Origin of the sequence: Pseudomonas sp. TH15, from assembly GCF_016651105.1 — a bacterium.
GTDB lineage: Bacteria > Pseudomonadota > Gammaproteobacteria > Pseudomonadales > Pseudomonadaceae > Aquipseudomonas.
The window spans coordinates 4,481,801-4,496,203 of the sequence record NZ_JAEKEL010000001.1 but is presented as its reverse complement, the minus strand read 5'-3'; the positions used below and the strand labels follow the sequence as shown (position 1 = coordinate 4,496,203).

Annotated in this window: 10 protein-coding genes and 1 pseudogene; all 11 read right to left on the bottom strand. The window is 62.1% G+C overall.

Features of this window, described 5'->3' with window-relative positions:
* Positions 1–144: 144 nt before the first annotated feature.
* The 11 genes and pseudogenes from JFT87_RS20215 to treZ all read right to left on the bottom strand — a co-directional run bounded on the left by JFT87_RS20215 (position 145) and on the right by treZ (position 14,392).
* Positions 145–927, bottom strand: coding sequence for an endonuclease/exonuclease/phosphatase family protein (locus JFT87_RS20215; protein ID WP_201204080.1), 783 nt, complete (start codon positions 925–927; stop codon positions 145–147).
* 180 nt (positions 928–1,107) lie between these two features.
* A complete protein-coding gene (locus JFT87_RS20210) occupies positions 1,108–1,866 on the bottom strand; it encodes a PIG-L deacetylase family protein (RefSeq protein ID WP_201204078.1) in 759 nt (252 codons plus the stop codon).
* A gap of 182 nt (positions 1,867–2,048) precedes the next feature.
* Positions 2,049–2,708, bottom strand: coding sequence for a glycosyltransferase (locus tag JFT87_RS20205; protein ID WP_201204076.1), 660 nt, complete (start codon positions 2,706–2,708; stop codon positions 2,049–2,051).
* On the bottom strand, positions 2,705–3,304 hold the full coding sequence (locus JFT87_RS20200; protein ID WP_201204075.1) for an SAM-dependent methyltransferase: 600 nt from the start codon (positions 3,302–3,304) through the stop codon (positions 2,705–2,707). The genes JFT87_RS20205 and JFT87_RS20200 overlap by 4 nt, the downstream gene beginning before the upstream one ends.
* On the bottom strand, positions 3,301–4,059 hold the full coding sequence (locus tag JFT87_RS20195) for a PIG-L deacetylase family protein (protein ID WP_201204074.1): 759 nt from the start codon (positions 4,057–4,059) through the stop codon (positions 3,301–3,303). The genes JFT87_RS20200 and JFT87_RS20195 overlap by 4 nt, the downstream gene beginning before the upstream one ends.
* Positions 4,056–5,054 carry an acyl-CoA dehydrogenase family protein gene (locus JFT87_RS20190; RefSeq protein ID WP_201204073.1) on the bottom strand — a complete coding sequence of 333 codons (999 nt, stop codon included), beginning with the start codon at positions 5,052–5,054 and terminating at the stop codon, positions 4,056–4,058. The genes JFT87_RS20195 and JFT87_RS20190 overlap by 4 nt, the downstream gene beginning before the upstream one ends.
* A gap of 1 nt (position 5,055) precedes the next feature.
* Complete coding sequence (gene glgX, locus JFT87_RS20185; protein WP_201204072.1) at positions 5,056–7,215, bottom strand: glycogen debranching protein GlgX; 2,160 nt, start codon at positions 7,213–7,215, stop codon at positions 5,056–5,058.
* 202 nt (positions 7,216–7,417) lie between these two features.
* The gene (locus tag JFT87_RS20180) at positions 7,418–7,732 is read right to left on the bottom strand and encodes a DUF2934 domain-containing protein (protein WP_201204071.1); all 315 of its coding nucleotides are present in this window, start codon (positions 7,730–7,732) and stop codon (positions 7,418–7,420) included.
* 21 nt (positions 7,733–7,753) lie between these two features.
* Positions 7,754–10,524: pseudogene (locus tag JFT87_RS20175) on the bottom strand (malto-oligosyltrehalose synthase).
* Entirely contained in the window at positions 10,521–12,599 is a 2,079-nt protein-coding gene (gene malQ, locus JFT87_RS20170; RefSeq protein WP_201204070.1) for a 4-alpha-glucanotransferase, read from the bottom strand. Before malQ ends, JFT87_RS20175 begins: the two are co-directional and overlap by 4 nt.
* The gene (gene treZ / locus JFT87_RS20165) at positions 12,596–14,392 is read right to left on the bottom strand and encodes a malto-oligosyltrehalose trehalohydrolase (RefSeq protein WP_201204068.1); all 1,797 of its coding nucleotides are present in this window, start codon (positions 14,390–14,392) and stop codon (positions 12,596–12,598) included. Before treZ ends, malQ begins: the two co-directional genes overlap by 4 nt.
* Positions 14,393–14,403 lie beyond the last annotated feature (11 nt).

Below are 14,403 nucleotides of genomic sequence, written 5' to 3'. Positions count from 1 at the left end.
ATCGGCACTTCCTGTGCAACTGATGCACTACGTGAGATCCATGCTGTAACAATTTGAAAGCGCTACTCCTTGAGCTGACTTAGGTGTAGATGATTATTGCCTTGGTTCAAGCAGGTCTGACCAGCGGTCTTGTCTGAGCCGCGATTACAGATGCACTTCCACCGCCAACGGCAAATGGTCAGAGAGGTGAGTCCACGGTTTGTTACCGAGTATTCGCGGGTGATGGCTGCTGGCATTGCGCAGGTAGATACGGTCCAGACGCAACAGCGGAAAGCGTGCCGGGTAAGTCTTCGCGGGCTGCCCTTGGTGGCGTTCGAAGGCTTCGTGCAGGTATTCGCGCCGGGCGAGGGCGGCATTGCCTTGCAGTTGCCAGTCATTGAAATCACCGGCGATGATCACCGGTGCGTCGTCGGGAAAGGATTCGAGCAGTTGGCAGAGCAACTGCAGCTGCAACTGGCGATGACTTTCGAGCAGGCTCAGGTGCACGCAAATCGCGTGGACTTCAGCATGGCCCGGCACGTCCAGCACGCAGTGCAACAAGCCACGGCGCTCGGGGCCGGTGATCGAGACATCGAGGTTGCGAAATTCGCGGATCGGGTATTTCGACAGCAACGCGTTGCCGTGGTGACCGTCGGGGTAGACCGCGTTGCGGCCATAGGCGAAATCACTCCACATGCTGTCGGCGAGGAACTCGTATTGCGAGACCTGCGGCCAGGCGTTGTAACGGGCAGAGTGCCGCTCGTGTTCGCCGACTACTTCCTGGAGAAACACCAGGTCTGCCGAGGTGCTGCGTACCGCTTCGCGCAGTTCCGGAAGTATGAAACGCCGGTTGAACGCGGTGAAGCCTTTATGGGTGTTGACCGTGAGTACCCGCAGGCGATGGATGACGGGTGCGTCGACGTGGTGACGCTCGGGATCGCTGGACACGTTCACTCCTCTGAATCTGTCTGCCTATTCATGCGACAGATCCGAGGGCTACGCAGTTCCTTCCCGATTCCCGTGTAGGGGCTGCCGAAGGCTGCGATCTTTTGACGTTGCTTTTAACAGCGAAGATCAAAAGATCGCAGCCTTCGGCAGCTCCTACCGGGGGTAACGATTTTGTGGCGGTCAGACGAACACGATCTCGTAGGGTAAACGCAGGCGCTCGAGGGTCACCGGGGGCATCATCGGTGCGATGCCCAGCGCAGGCTCGCCGTTGAGCTGGCTGGCGTAGGCATGGGTGGCGTGGCTCTTGCGCGCGACGGTCCAGCTGTCAAGGCGCAGCTTGCGTGCGCGCTCCCAGGGAATCAGCGTGTGTTCGCGTTCCGGCCAGTGCCAGGCCCAGATCGCTACGTCGTGGAATGTCGCCCCTGTCATTTCAGCGGCTTTGGCGCTGGCCCGGCCGACGGCGTCATGGTCATCGATGCCGTCTTCGCGCCAAGTGCTGAACACCACGTCGCCAGGTCGCAGGTAACGCGCAATGTAGTGGGCCAATTGTTGTTCGCGTTCGGCCAGGGCGTTATCAGCGAAGCCGCCGCGAATCCATTTCAGGCTGTGCATCGGCAGCCCGAGGCGGCGCAAAGCTTCGACACTTTCCTGAGGGCGGAACACGCTCAAGCGTTTCTCCGACCACTGCTGCGAGCCCGGATGGCTGGCGCTGCCGTCGGTAATCGAGATCAATTGCAAGGGATGGCCGAGGGAGGACAACAATTGCAGCAAGCCACCGCACATGACCACTTCGTCGCCGGGATGCGGGGCGACCACCACGGCGCGCGCGCCTTCGGGAACCAGGGACTGGGTGTTGATGACCGGGATATTGTCCAGTTGCGCCGCGTTATTCCAGATCTGTGCAGGGGCGCTGCTTTCGCTGATGAAGACCGATTTCATGGGGTCACGTCCTTGTTCTGTCTCGCCCTCAGTCGTGCACAACGCTTGTTGATCAAGCCTGGCAGACCCGTGAAGGCTGGTTGATGGCAAACTGCGGCGCTCCGAACCCTGGATTGCTGCGAGCAGAGTATTGCTCATACAGCGCTATTCGTCGCCTCGCTGTTTCATCTGATCCGGTTTTTTTAGTCAATCTGTACCATGTTCCGCAAAAAATCACCGAAACCACCCCGTGCCCGACTGTCCAGGCGGGCGCTGGTCAGCACTTGCGGCCCATGGCTCCAGGCGATGTTCGCGCCACACCGTTCCAGTTGCCGGACCAGTTGCACGTCTTCATCGCAGGCCAATGGTTCGAACCCGCCAGCGCGCTGATACGCCTCGGCGCTGATGCCCAGATTGGCGCCATGGATATGTCGATGGCCATCGCGGGCCTGATAACCCTGGTGATAGCGAATCTGTGCCGCTTCATCGAACGCGGCGTTCCACTGATCCACCGTCACTGTGCCGCACACCGCGTCGGCACCTAGGTCCAGTTGCGCCACCAGCCAGTCCTTGGCGACCCGGCTGTCGGCGTCGGAGCAGGAAATCCAGCGCACACCGCGTTCCAGCAGAAACCGCGCACCGGCGGCCCGGGCCTGACCAACATTGCGCGCCTCGATCGCCAGGCTGTGCACCGGGTAACGGTCGACAATCGCCGAGGAGCGGTCGGTGCAACTGTCGAGCACCACCAGCACCAGTACCGTCTCACCCGCCAATCGCTCATGACACGCGGCGCGCAGGGCGGCGCGGATGCATTCCTCGATCAAGTCTTCTTCGTTGTGCGCCGGGATCAGAATACCAATCATCGCAAGCCCTCCAGAGCCGCCACGGAGCGCGGTTCGCGGCTCCACAGTTCGAGCAGGAAATCCGCTTCCTGGTGCAGGACCAGGCGCGGCAAGTGCAAGTGTTCGTGGAGCAGGTCATGGACCTGGCGGGCGTTCAGCGGGCAGCCGTCGATGGGCGGGCGCCAGTGGCAGGCAAGCAGTTGGCCGTCAGCCGTCAGGGAATTGCTGATGTGACGGATAACGGCTGTCAGATCTTTGCTATCCAGGTAGTAGCCGATTTCGCTAAATACAATCAGGTCGAATTTTTCCTCCGGCCAGTCGCTCGGCAAGCGATTTTGCCGCACTTCGGCGTGGTCAAAATGGCTCAAACGGGTTTTCGCCAGCCGCACGGCGGCAGCGGCCGTATCGCAACACAGCAAACGGTCGCAACGGCTCGCCAGTTCAGCGCTCAGTTCGCCATTGGCGCAGCCCGGTTCAAAAATTGCGCGATAACGCGGTCGGGGCAGGGCGGCGAGGGTGATCGCGCGTTTGCGTTGCTCGTACCAGCGCTCGCGGAAGGCCCAAGGGTCGTCGTTGCCGGCGAACAGGCCTTCGAAATAGCGATCTTCGACACTCATAGAAACACCACCTCGAAGGGCTGCAGCAGGCGATCCAGCACATAGGGCGCCAGCACTGGCGTCAGACCGGCGTCGGGATCACCCTCCAATTGGCTGGCGAAGGCATGCACTGCATGGCGTTTGCGCGCAATTTGCTCGGGTGACAGGAGAATTTTGCGCGCCCGTTGCCAAGGCACCAGCGCGTCTTCGGGCGTTGCCCAGTGCCACGTCCACACCGGCAACTCATGGAAGCTCGCGCCCACGCGCCGCGCAGCTTCAGCGCTGGCACGGCCGACGGCCTCGTGGTCGCAATGGCCGTCCTCACTCCAAGTGGCAAAAAGCACATCTTGGGGACGCAGATGGCGTTCGATGAACTCGCACAATTGCGCCTCTTGTGCCGCCACCTGGCTGTCGGTGAAACCACCGCGCAGCCACTTCAAACGATGCATTGGCAGGCCGAGACGACGCAGGGCTTCGGCGGACTCCTGCGGGCGCACCACGCTCAGGCGCTGTACCGGCCAGCGTGCCGAGCCTGGATGACTGGCGCTGCCGTCGGTGACCGAAATCAATTGCAGGGGCCGGCCAGCGGCTGCGAGCACTTGCAACAGGCCGCCGCAGCCGAGCACTTCATCGTCCGGGTGCGGGGCGACAATCACCGCCCGCGCGCCTGGGGGCACCAGACTGAGAATGTCGATGCTGGGCAGTTCTGCCAGATGCCGCGAGGCTTGCCACTGTTGCAGCGAGGTGCCCTGGCCGACGATTGGATTGGCTCTCATAGTGACCAGACCTCGCTGGATTGGCCGGCAACCAGGCTGCCAAGGGCAGCGAGATCGCGTTCGGCGTGGCTTTGGCGCAGGAACACCGGCAGGTCGGCGATCAGTCGCGCGAAGTGCCGATCCTTGCAATAAGGCCCGGCGCCCAGCGCACGGCCGACTTCGCGAATCACCTGTTCGGCAGTCTGTTCGACCACAGCGCGGGCGCGACGGGCCAGCAGTTGCGCGTTGTCTTCGGGGTGGGCATCGATGTGCAAGGCGCTGAAGCGCAGCACGTCGGCGGCGGCCTGCAAGGCACTGTCGACCGCACCGAGGTGAGCGAGGGCATGCGGTTCTTCACGTTGCGCGCAGTGCTGGCGCAAGGATTCGGCAATTTGCCGTGTGGCGCCATACCAGCATGCCGCAATGCCGACGCCACCCTGCCAGAAGCCCGGCCGTTGCAGATAGTCGCCGGGGCTGCCGATGGCCTGACCTTCGGCGCCGTCGAAGAGCACTTCAACACTGCCGGTGGCCGCCATACCGACCGCCGCCCAGCCTTGCTCGGTGACGGTCACGCCGGGCTGGTCAAGCGCGACGGCGACCAGTTGCTGTTGGCCGTCGGCGTCCCATGCGGTGAGTAGCGCATGGCTGAGGACGGCAGCGCCCGAACACCACGCCTTGCGCCCGTTGAGTTCGACCATGTGCCCGTTTGAGCTGACTTTGACCCGCGCTTGCGGCGGTTCTGCTGCCCACATGCCCCAAGTGCTGCCGGGCGTCGGCGTACCGCCGAGTTGCTCGATGATCGCCAGTGCGTCGGTATGCCCCTCGTAGAGTTTGCACAACCCCAGATCATGCCCGCCGACATCGGCCAGCCGTTGCAACCGCGCGAGCGTCAGACCGCTGCCGGGTAACGGCAAGCGATCCAGCCCGGCCTCGACCAGCGCCCGCAGGCAATGGCCGAGGGCCGCGGCGTCGGGATAATCCGGCGGCCGACGGGCGAGATAATGTACCAAGTCCATTTCAGTCTTCTTCCTCATGCTGCAATTCGAACAGCAGCAGCGAGCGGCCGGTAACCGAATATTCATGGCCGAACTCGAAGCGCTCCTGACCGCGAATCGACGGTTGATTGGTGTCGATCATGCAGGTCCAGAAACCGCCGTCCGGCACTTCCGGCAAGGTGAAATTGACGATGTCGTGGTGCGCATTGACCACTAGCAGCAAGGTCGCATCGCCACCCTTGCGGCGGATGCCGGTTTCCTGAGCGCGACCATCGAGCAGCATGCCAAGGCAGCGACCGTGGCCTTCCTGCCATTGTTCGATGGACATCTCGCTGCCATCCGGGGCCAGCCAAGTGACATCTTTTACACCGATGTCCTCGTTGTAATTGCCCACCAGGAACCGCCCACGACGCAGGATCGGGTAGGCCAGGCGCAACTTGATCAGGCGCTTGACGAACTTGAGCAACGCCTTGCCGTCATCGCTCAGGTCCCAGTTGACCCAACCGATCTCGCTGTCCTGGCAATAGGCGTTGTTGTTGCCTTCCTGGGTGCGGGCGAATTCGTCGCCGGCCACCAACATCGGTGTGCCTTGGGACAGCAACAGCGTGGCGAAGAAGTTGCGCATCTGCCGTTGGCGCAGTGCGTTGATCTCAGGATCATCAGTCGGGCCTTCGACACCGTGGTTCCAGGACAGGTTGTTGTTGCTGCCGTCCTGGTTGTTTTCGTCGTTGGCTTCGTTGTGTTTGTCGTTGTACGACACCAGGTCGTTGAGAGTAAAACCGTCGTGGGCGGTGATGAAATTCAACGACGAATATGGACGCCGTCCGCGCTGGTTGAACATCTCGCCGGAGGCGGTCATGCGACTGGCGAAGTCCGCCAATTGGCCGTCATCGCCTTTCCAGAACGCGCGCACGGTGTCGCGGAACTTGTCGTTCCACTCGACCCAGCCCGGCGGAAATCCACCGACCTGATAACCACCGGGGCCGCAGTCCCAGGGCTCGGCAATCATTTTCACCTGACGCAAGACCGGGTCCTGGCGACAGGCAACGAGGAAGCTGTGGCGTTCGTCGAAACCGTCGTGGTAACGCCCGAGAATGGTCGCCAAGTCGAAGCGGAAGCCGTCCACGTGCATTTCCGTGGCCCAGTAGCGCAGCGAGTCGGTGACCATTTGCAGCACGCACGGGTGACTCAAATCCAGGGTGTTGCCGGTGCCGGAATCGTTGATGTAGAAGCGCTTGTCGTCGGGCTGCAAGCGGTAGTAAGAGGCGTTGTCGATGCCGCGCATCGACAGGGTCGGGCCTTGTTCGTTGCCCTCGGCGGTGTGGTTGTAGACCACGTCGAGGATCACTTCCAGATTCGCTTCGTGCAGGTGCGCGACCATCTCCTTGAACTCGGCGATCTTGCCGCTGGCCAGGTAGCGCGGGTCGGGGGCGAAGAAGGCGATGCTGTTGTAGCCCCAGTAATTGGTCATGCCTTTGTGCAATAGGTGCTGGTCGTTGACGAACGCGTGGATCGGTAGCAATTCCACGGTCGACACGCCGAGCTTGCGGATGTGTTCGAGCAGGTCATCGACCATCAACCCGGCGAAGGTGCCACGCACGTTCTCGGGGACGGAGGGATGACGCATGCTGATGCCGCGCACGTGAGTCTCATAAATGATTGTTTTGTCCCACGGCACGCTGACCCGATGATCGTGGCCCCAGGTGTGGGCCGGGTCGATGACTTTGCATTTCGGCACAAACGGTGCGCTGTCCCGTTCATCGAAACTGAGGTCGGCGTCGGGGTGGCCGATGGTGTAGCCGAACAGCGCTTCGGACCATTTCAACTGGCCGACCAATTGTTTGGCGTAGGGATCGATGAGCAATTTGTTGTGGTTGAAGCGATGGCCGTTGGCCGGGTCATACGCGCCGTAGACCCGGTAGCCGTAGATCAGCCCCGGATGCGCGTCCGGCAGGTAGCCGTGGTAGATCTCGTCGGTGTATTCCGGCAGCTCGATGCGCTCCAGTTCCACTTCACCGGCATCGTCGAAGATGCACAGTTCGACCTTGGTGGCGTTGGCGGAAAACAGTGCGAAGTTGACTCCCAGGCCATCCCAGGTCGCGCCCAGCGGGAAGGGCAAGCCTTCACGGATTCGCGAGGCCTCGGCGTGAGGCTCTGGCGCGGCTTTCTTTGGACTGGTCATAGATGCTCCTGCAAAAAACGGGGATAGTTCGTTGACACTGATCCCTGTGGGAGCGGGCTTTTGCGGTGAGTGGATAAATCCCCTTACCGCAAAAGCCCGCTCCCACAAGGGATTTGTGTGTTTCTTGAGGGCGAGTTGGCCCTCGGTGGCGAGCAAGCCCGCCACACGGTCATTCAGTTCAATTCAATCGTCGGGTTAAGCGTCAGATCGCCGAAGGCTTGCGCGGCGCTCGTGGCTTTTTCTCGGCGGGTTTTTCGCCGGGTGGAATCACCTTGGCGGCGCTGGAAGGCTTGGCCTTGGCCGGCGCTTTCGGTTTGGCAGCAGGTGCCTTGACCTCAGCAGTCTTGCCAGCGGTTTTGCTGCCCGCCGCTTTCGGGGCTTTCTTGGGCGCCAGGGCTTCAGCTTCGGCCAGTTTGCGTGCCATCTCCCAATGGCGGCTTTCCTCGCCAACGGGCTTGCCTTCCGATTCCCAGATTTGATAGGCGAACTCGCGGATGCGTTTATCGTCGGTACTCATCGCAATGCTCCTGAACTGAACTCAAGTGTGGATAGTTTGGATAAAGAGATTGACCGGGAAATCCCCCAGCGCGGCGCTGATGTTCAGCTCCCTGTTTTTTGTGACTGCGCCGCTCGAAAAAGTCCCTTCAGGTTTTCGCCCGGGGCGGCGAACGGTAATTTGACCCGCGTATCGCCCCAGCGCAGCGCATCCACCTGAGATACAGCACTATTTTCCAGCAACGTCGCGCAACGGATCGGCACGATCACGATGGCCTGTTTCCCCTCGTACTCGCGGGCAAACGCGAGCACGTTGTGCGCTTGACTGCCCAGCACCTCCAGGGCCTGGTACGAGCCACGCCGAAACAGCTCGGCATGCTCGGCGCGCAGGTTCAACGTACCGGCGATCAAGCGTTGCTTGATGCGCCCGTCGCGCCAGTTCGCCAACAGCTCGGGCAAGTCCAGTGGCACTTGCAGAGACTGCTGACGACTGACGTAATCCACCGGCCGGCGGTTGTCCGGATCGACCAGGGTAAAGTCCCAAAAGTCGTCGCCCTGATAGAGGTCCGGCACCCCTGGCACTGTCATGCGCAGCAAGGTTTGCGCCAAACCATTCAACGCGCCCGGCGCGGCGATGCTGTTGACCGTCTTGCCCAGCGCCGCGCGCAGCAGTTCGCCTTCATCACCGGTGAGCAGTCTTTCGGTGAAAGCTTTGGCGGCGTCTTCGTAGGCATCGTTCGGCGCGCTCCAACTGCTTTGCAGCTTGGCTTCGCGCAGCGCTTTCTGTTGCCATTGCCAGATGCGTTTGGCGTAGTCGGCAAACCCGGCCTGATCGCCTTCGTGCAACTCCAGCGGCCAGCTGCCAAGCAATGCCTGATACAAAATCAATTCATCGCCCGACGACGGCACTTGATCGTCACTGCGCACCGGGCGGGCGAGGGCGCGCCACAATTCGATCTGCTCGGCGTACCAGTGACTGCGCTCGCTGAGTATGGCGAGGCGTGCGCGGGTGTCTTCGCCGCGTTTGTGATCGTGGGTAGCGGTGGTCAACAGGTTGTCGGGGAACTCGGCCAGACGCTGCTGATTGACGGCATGGAAGTCGCTGACCGGCGCACTGAATTGTTCAGTGTTGTAGCCGACGTCATTGCGCGACAGCAGCACCGCCGAACGATACAGCGCGGTGTCTTCCACAGCCTTTGCTGCGGCCGGCGACGTCAGTTGCTGAAAGCGCACGCAAGCGTGTTTGAGGATCTTGCGTTGACGACCCACCGGGCGTTTGCGCCAGGGCTCGCCGCCGAGCCAGCCGGCCAGGCAATCGAGAACCGGCCAGTCGGCCTCACCCAGGGTCTGGCGCGCACCGTCCATGGCCTGTTGAAAAAACACATCGTCTTCAGCGCAGCGTCCACGAGGACTGATATAGGTTCGGTACACCGGGAAGTGCACGATCAATTCCTGCAACGCCCGCCGGATCGCGCCGAGGGTCAGGTCGCGGGTCATCAGGTCATCCCGGGCCACTTGCAGCAAGGCCTGGGCGACGCTTTCGAAATCCCCGGCCAGCGAACCGTTGAGGATCTGCTGCCGCGCCAATCGCGCTTCCTGGATGAACTCGGCGGGCCGTTCGCTGTGGCGGCTCCACAGTTCACCCAAGGTTTCGGCACCTGCCGGATCATGTTGCAGCAGCGACAACTGGTTCATGAATTCATAACCGGTGGTGCCATCCACCGACCAGTCGCGGTGCAGGGTTTCGCCTTCGCCGAGGATCTTCTCGACGTAGATCGGCAAGTGCCGTTGCGGTGACAGACTGTCGACCCGACGACGCAGTTTGCGGCAATAACCCCGTGGGTCGGCGAGGCCGTCGATGTGGTCGATGCGCAAACCGTCCACCAGGCCTTCGGCAATCAGCTCGAAGATTTTCGCGTGGGTGGCTTCGAACACTGCCGGGCGCTCGACGCGCAAACCGCCGAGTTCGTTGACATCGAAAAAGCGCCGCCAGTTGATGTCATCCGCCGCCGTGCGCCAACTGGCCAGACGATAGCTTTGCCGTTCGAGCAATTGGTGCAGCTTGTGGAAGCCTTCTTCGGTTGTGGAGTCGTAGTGAGTGAGGCTGGTTTGAATCGCTTCGAGGATGTGCGGATCACTCGCCACTTGCCGCAGCTCTTCCTTCAAAGGAATCGCCAGCGAATGGGCATCGGTCTGGTAGCTGAGCGCGCCGAAGCGATCGGCCAAGGGTTTCAGCGCTTCGTCGGACGTGAGCAACTCAGCGTAATCGCTCGGGCAGATCGGGAAGTGGTGGTCGTAATGCTCGACGTGGAAGCTGCCTTTTTGCGCATCGAAATGCAGTTTCAGCGTGCCTTCCTGTAACGCCACGCCGTAATCGCTGCCGAGAAACGGCAGCAGCAATTGGCCCTCCATCAACGGGTCCGGCGAGTGCCACTGAATGTCGAAGAACTCACCGTAGGGACTCAACCGTCCCCATTCCAGCAGGTCCAGCCACCATGGATTGTCACTGCCACCAACAGCCATGTGGTTGGAAACGATGTCGAGGATCAGCCCCATGTTGTGTTCGCGCAGGGTGCTGACCAAGTGCCGTAGCGCCGCTTCGCCGCCAAGTTCCGGGTTCACTTGTGTCGGGTCGACCACGTCATAACCGTGCATTGAGCCGGCTCGGGCCGCCAGCAGCGGCGAGGCATAAATGTGGCTGATGCCGAGACTGGCGAAGTACGGCACCAGCGGCACCGCGTCTTCGAGGGTAAAGTCTTTATGAAATTGCAGGCGCAAAGTCGCGCGCAGGGGCTGAATAAGCGTTTGATTCATTGGTCACGCTCGGCAGCCTGGAGACGTGCACAGGCCAGCAACTCTAGGCGTCGCGCCGCATCGACGCCGTCGAGCAGTGCTTCGCTGGTGCCGGGCAATCGCCGCGACCAGTTCGGGTGGGTGTCGATGGTGCCCGGCAGATTGGCCTGTTCATTGATGCCCAGCGCATCCTCCAGCGGCAGCAATACCAGAGGCGCGCGGGTATGACCGAGGAACCGCACGCTGGCATCGACCACTTGATCGGCTTCGTGGGACTCCTCGCGAAAATTCTGCGGATCCTGACTCAAGGCGCTGCGCAGGCCTTCACGCTCGCGTTGCCGGTGGTGACGCCATTCGATTTCGCCATTGGCGTCGACAAACCCCAGCCGCGCATTCCAGTCGATGTCACGGCCGTGCCACCAGCCGTTGATCGTTGGCAAATCGTGAGTGCTGGTGGTCGCGAGGGCGTTGTCCGGCCAGTCGAGGATCGGTTTGAAATGGGTGTTGTCTTGTTCAAACAGCAACACGCGCATGCCGAGGATCGCGCGGGCGATGAGTTTTTCCCGCAGGCCGTCGGCCACCGTGCCGAGGTCTTCGCCGAGGACAATCGCCTGATGCCGATGGGATTCGAGGGTCAGCAAACGCAGCAAGTCGTCCACCGGGTAATACAGATAAGCGCCGTCGGCGGGCGGCGCATCGTTTGGGATCACCCACAATCGTTGCAGGCCCATCACGTGGTCGATCCGCAGACCTCCGGCGTGGGCGAAATTGGCGCGCAGCATTTCGATGAATGCGCGAAAGCCGTTGCGTACCAAGCCTTCCGGGGAAAACGCGGAAATCCCCCAGCCCTGGCCGGAACGGTTGAGGATGTCCGGCGGTGCACCCACGGTCAGCGACGCGAGCAGTTCGTCCTGACGGCTCCAGGCCTGGCTACCACCGCCGTCGGCGCCAACCGCCAAGTCAGCCACCAGCCCGATGCCCATGCCCGCGCTGACAGCTGCGGTTTGGGCCCGCGCCAGGCAGCGGTCGATCAGCCATTGGCAGAAGGCGAAGAAGCCGATGCGTCCGGAGTTTTCCTCGGCGAAGTCGGCGAGGGCGGCGCTGCGCGGGTCTTGCCATTGTTCGGGCCAGTGGCGCCAGTCCAGGTCTTCACCGCGGGCGGCGCGGGCCTCTTGAATGGCTTCGAAACGGCAATGGTTTTCCAGGGCTTCGCCGCCGGCATGGCGGAAGCTGCTGAAGTCTTCGTGCAGCGGATGTTCGCCCTGGACGAACCCTTCGTAGAGCGCTTGCAACAGCTGATGTTTGACTTCGGCAGCGACCGGCCAGTCGATCAGGGGCAGGGCTTCCAGGTGTTGCAGTTGTTCGGCCAACCCGGTGGCGTCAATCGCATCGCGCAAGGCGCGTTCACCGAGGATCGCTCCCGGTGCGGCGTAGAGGCTGTTGAGGAATAAACGGCTGGACGGTGAATACGGGCTGTAACGATGGGTGTCGCTGCTGAACATCGCGTGCATCGGGCTGATGGCCAATGCCTCGGCACCGCGTTCACCGGCGACACGGGCCAGGTCTTCAAGGGCTTGGGTATCGCCGAAGCCGCCATCGCCGGTGCGGCGCAACGAATACAACTGCACGCTCAGGCCCCAGGTGCGCGGGATCGGGCTGTCGACTGCATCGCCGACGCTGTAGCAGCGCTCGGGGGCCACGGCCAGGGTGAAGGATTGTCCGTCGATGCTGACGTGTTGATAGCCAACCGGGATCAAGCCCGGCAGGATCGCTTCGGCATCGAGTTTCAGGTGCAGGCGCGAACCGTCTTCGAGATGGATTTCGCACGGCGTTTCAGGTTCGAAATAGCGGCTCAGGTCGAGGCCAGCGCCGATGTCGGCGGTGATCAGCGGCGGCAGGAAACGGGTCTGTTGCACCTGCTGCAATTGCAGCAGGCTGGCGTCGATTTCCTGGGCGCTGCCGGCCGGATGACCGAGCCCGGTCAGTACCGAGCGCAGCACCGCAGGGGCGACTTTTTGCGGACGGCCGTTGGCGTCGATCCAGTCGACTGCCAGGCCAGCACGGCTGGCCAGTATTTCCAATTGCGCATCGCTCATAGGCGCTCTCCATCCGGGGGTAGCAAAGGGGTTGCGGCCGTGAGGCTGACTAGGGCGCTATACGGTGCGAGATTGCTCTGGTGCAACAGGTCGGACGCGGGTGGGTGTTCGAACAGCAGCAAAGCATCGGCCTGTGATAGGTGGACCACAGGCGCTGCGCTGAGGTTCAGGTCGATGCGCAGCAGACTGCCGTTGCCCAGTCGCCAGCGCGCCGTCACCGCACCTTCGGCCAGCACCTCGGCGCCCAGGGCTTGAGCGCCGGGCAAGTGCGGCGAGATGTGCCGATGACGCAGTTGCAGCAATTGCCGGTAAAGGTCGTGCATCGCCTGCTGCGCCGGGTCGCCAGCGTGCCTGGGCTGCGACGCTTCGAAGGTCTGTGGCGCATTCGGGTCGGGGATCTGTGCGCGTTTGACAGGATCTTTGAAGGCGCTGAATGCGGCGAACTCGTTGCGTCGACCTTCGCGCACCAATTCGGCCAGTTCGCCGTGGTGGCTGGTGAAAAACAGGAAGGGCTGCTCGGCGGCGAACTCGTCCCCCATGAACATCAGCGGAATCATCGGCGACAACAGCAGCAACGCGGTGGCGGCTTTCAACGCCTCGGGATGCGCCAGTTGATGCAACCGTTCGCCAAAGGCGCGATTGCCGATCTGGTCGTGGTTTTGCAGAAACAGCACAAACGCGCTCGGCGGCAAGTGGCCGCTGGGCTCACCGCGCGGCGTTCCGTGGCGGGTGATGTGGCCCTGGAACACGAAACCCTGGCTCAGGCAACGCGCCAGTTGCTCGGTAGGGTTTTGAGCATAGTCGGCGTAATAGGCGTCGGTTTCGCCGGTCAGCAGAACGTGCAGGGCGTTGTGGCCGTCGTCGTTCCACTGCGCATCGAAACCTTGCTCCAGCAGGCTGGCCTGGTTGTGTTCGTTTTCCACGGTCAGCCACACATGCCGGCGCGGGTCGGTCTGATGGCGTACCCGTTGCGCCAGTTCTTGCAGAAAGTCCGGGTCTTCGATGGCGTGCACCGCGTCCAGGCGCAATCCGTCGAAGCGGTACTCCAACAACCACATCAGCGCGTTATCAATGAAGAAGTCCCGCACCTCGCGGCGGCGGAAGTCGATGGCCGCGCCCCATGGGGTGTGTTTGTCCTCGCGGAAAAAGCCCTTGGCGTAGCGATGCAGGTAATTGCCGTCGGGGCCGAAGTGGTTGTAGACCACGTCGAGAATCACTGCCAGGCCATGGCCGTGGGCCGTGTCGATCAGGTGTTTGAGTTGTTCGGGGGAGCCGTAGGAGGCTTGGGGCGCGTAGGGCAGAACCCCGTCGTAGCCCCAATTGCGCTCACCGGGGAATTGCGCCAGTGGCATCAGTTCGATCGCGGTGATGCCCAGTTCGACAAGGCGCGTCAGGTGTTGCTCGACTTCACTGAAACCGCCGAGGGCTCCGACGTGCAGTTCATAGATCACCGCTTCATTCCACGGCCGACCTTGCCAGGCGGCGTGTTGCCAGTGGTAGGCGAGGGGATCGACCACCACGCTGTGGCGGTCGAGGTCCCCGGCCTGGGCGCGGGAGGCCGGGTCGGGCACCTCCAGTTCGCCATCGATGTTGTAGCGGTAACGCGTGCCGGCCGGGCAGCGGGTCTTGATCACGAACCAGCCGTCGGCCTGGGGCAGCAGCGGCAAGGATTGCCCGTTTTCCAGTTCGACACTGACGTAAAACGCATCTGGCGCCCACAAGGCAAAACGCGTGTGTTCTGCGTCCAGCATGATTGCGCCGTGGGGCCAGGTCTCAAGGGTCCGTAACGGCATCGTTGAAAACC

Bases quoted from the DNA above. Each gene is read 5' to 3' on its own strand.
- JFT87_RS20200 (WP_201204075.1), bottom strand. From the start codon at position 3,304: ATGAGTGTCGAAGATCGCTATTTCGAAGGCCTGTTCGCCGGCAACGAC.
- glgX (WP_201204072.1), bottom strand. From the start codon at position 7,215: ATGACCAGTCCAAAGAAAGCCGCGCCAGAGCCTCACGCCGAGGCCTCG.
- JFT87_RS20205 (WP_201204076.1), bottom strand. From the start codon at position 2,708: ATGATTGGTATTCTGATCCCGGCGCACAACGAAGAAGACTTGATCGAG.
- treZ (WP_201204068.1), bottom strand. From the start codon at position 14,392: ATGCCGTTACGGACCCTTGAGACCTGGCCCCACGGCGCAATCATGCTG.
- JFT87_RS20210 (WP_201204078.1), bottom strand. From the start codon at position 1,866: ATGAAATCGGTCTTCATCAGCGAAAGCAGCGCCCCTGCACAGATCTGG.
- JFT87_RS20180 (WP_201204071.1), bottom strand. From the start codon at position 7,732: ATGAGTACCGACGATAAACGCATCCGCGAGTTCGCCTATCAAATCTGG.
- JFT87_RS20195 (WP_201204074.1), bottom strand. From the start codon at position 4,059: ATGAGAGCCAATCCAATCGTCGGCCAGGGCACCTCGCTGCAACAGTGG.
- JFT87_RS20190 (WP_201204073.1), bottom strand. From the start codon at position 5,054: ATGGACTTGGTACATTATCTCGCCCGTCGGCCGCCGGATTATCCCGAC.
- malQ (WP_201204070.1), bottom strand. From the start codon at position 12,599: ATGAGCGATGCGCAATTGGAAATACTGGCCAGCCGTGCTGGCCTGGCA.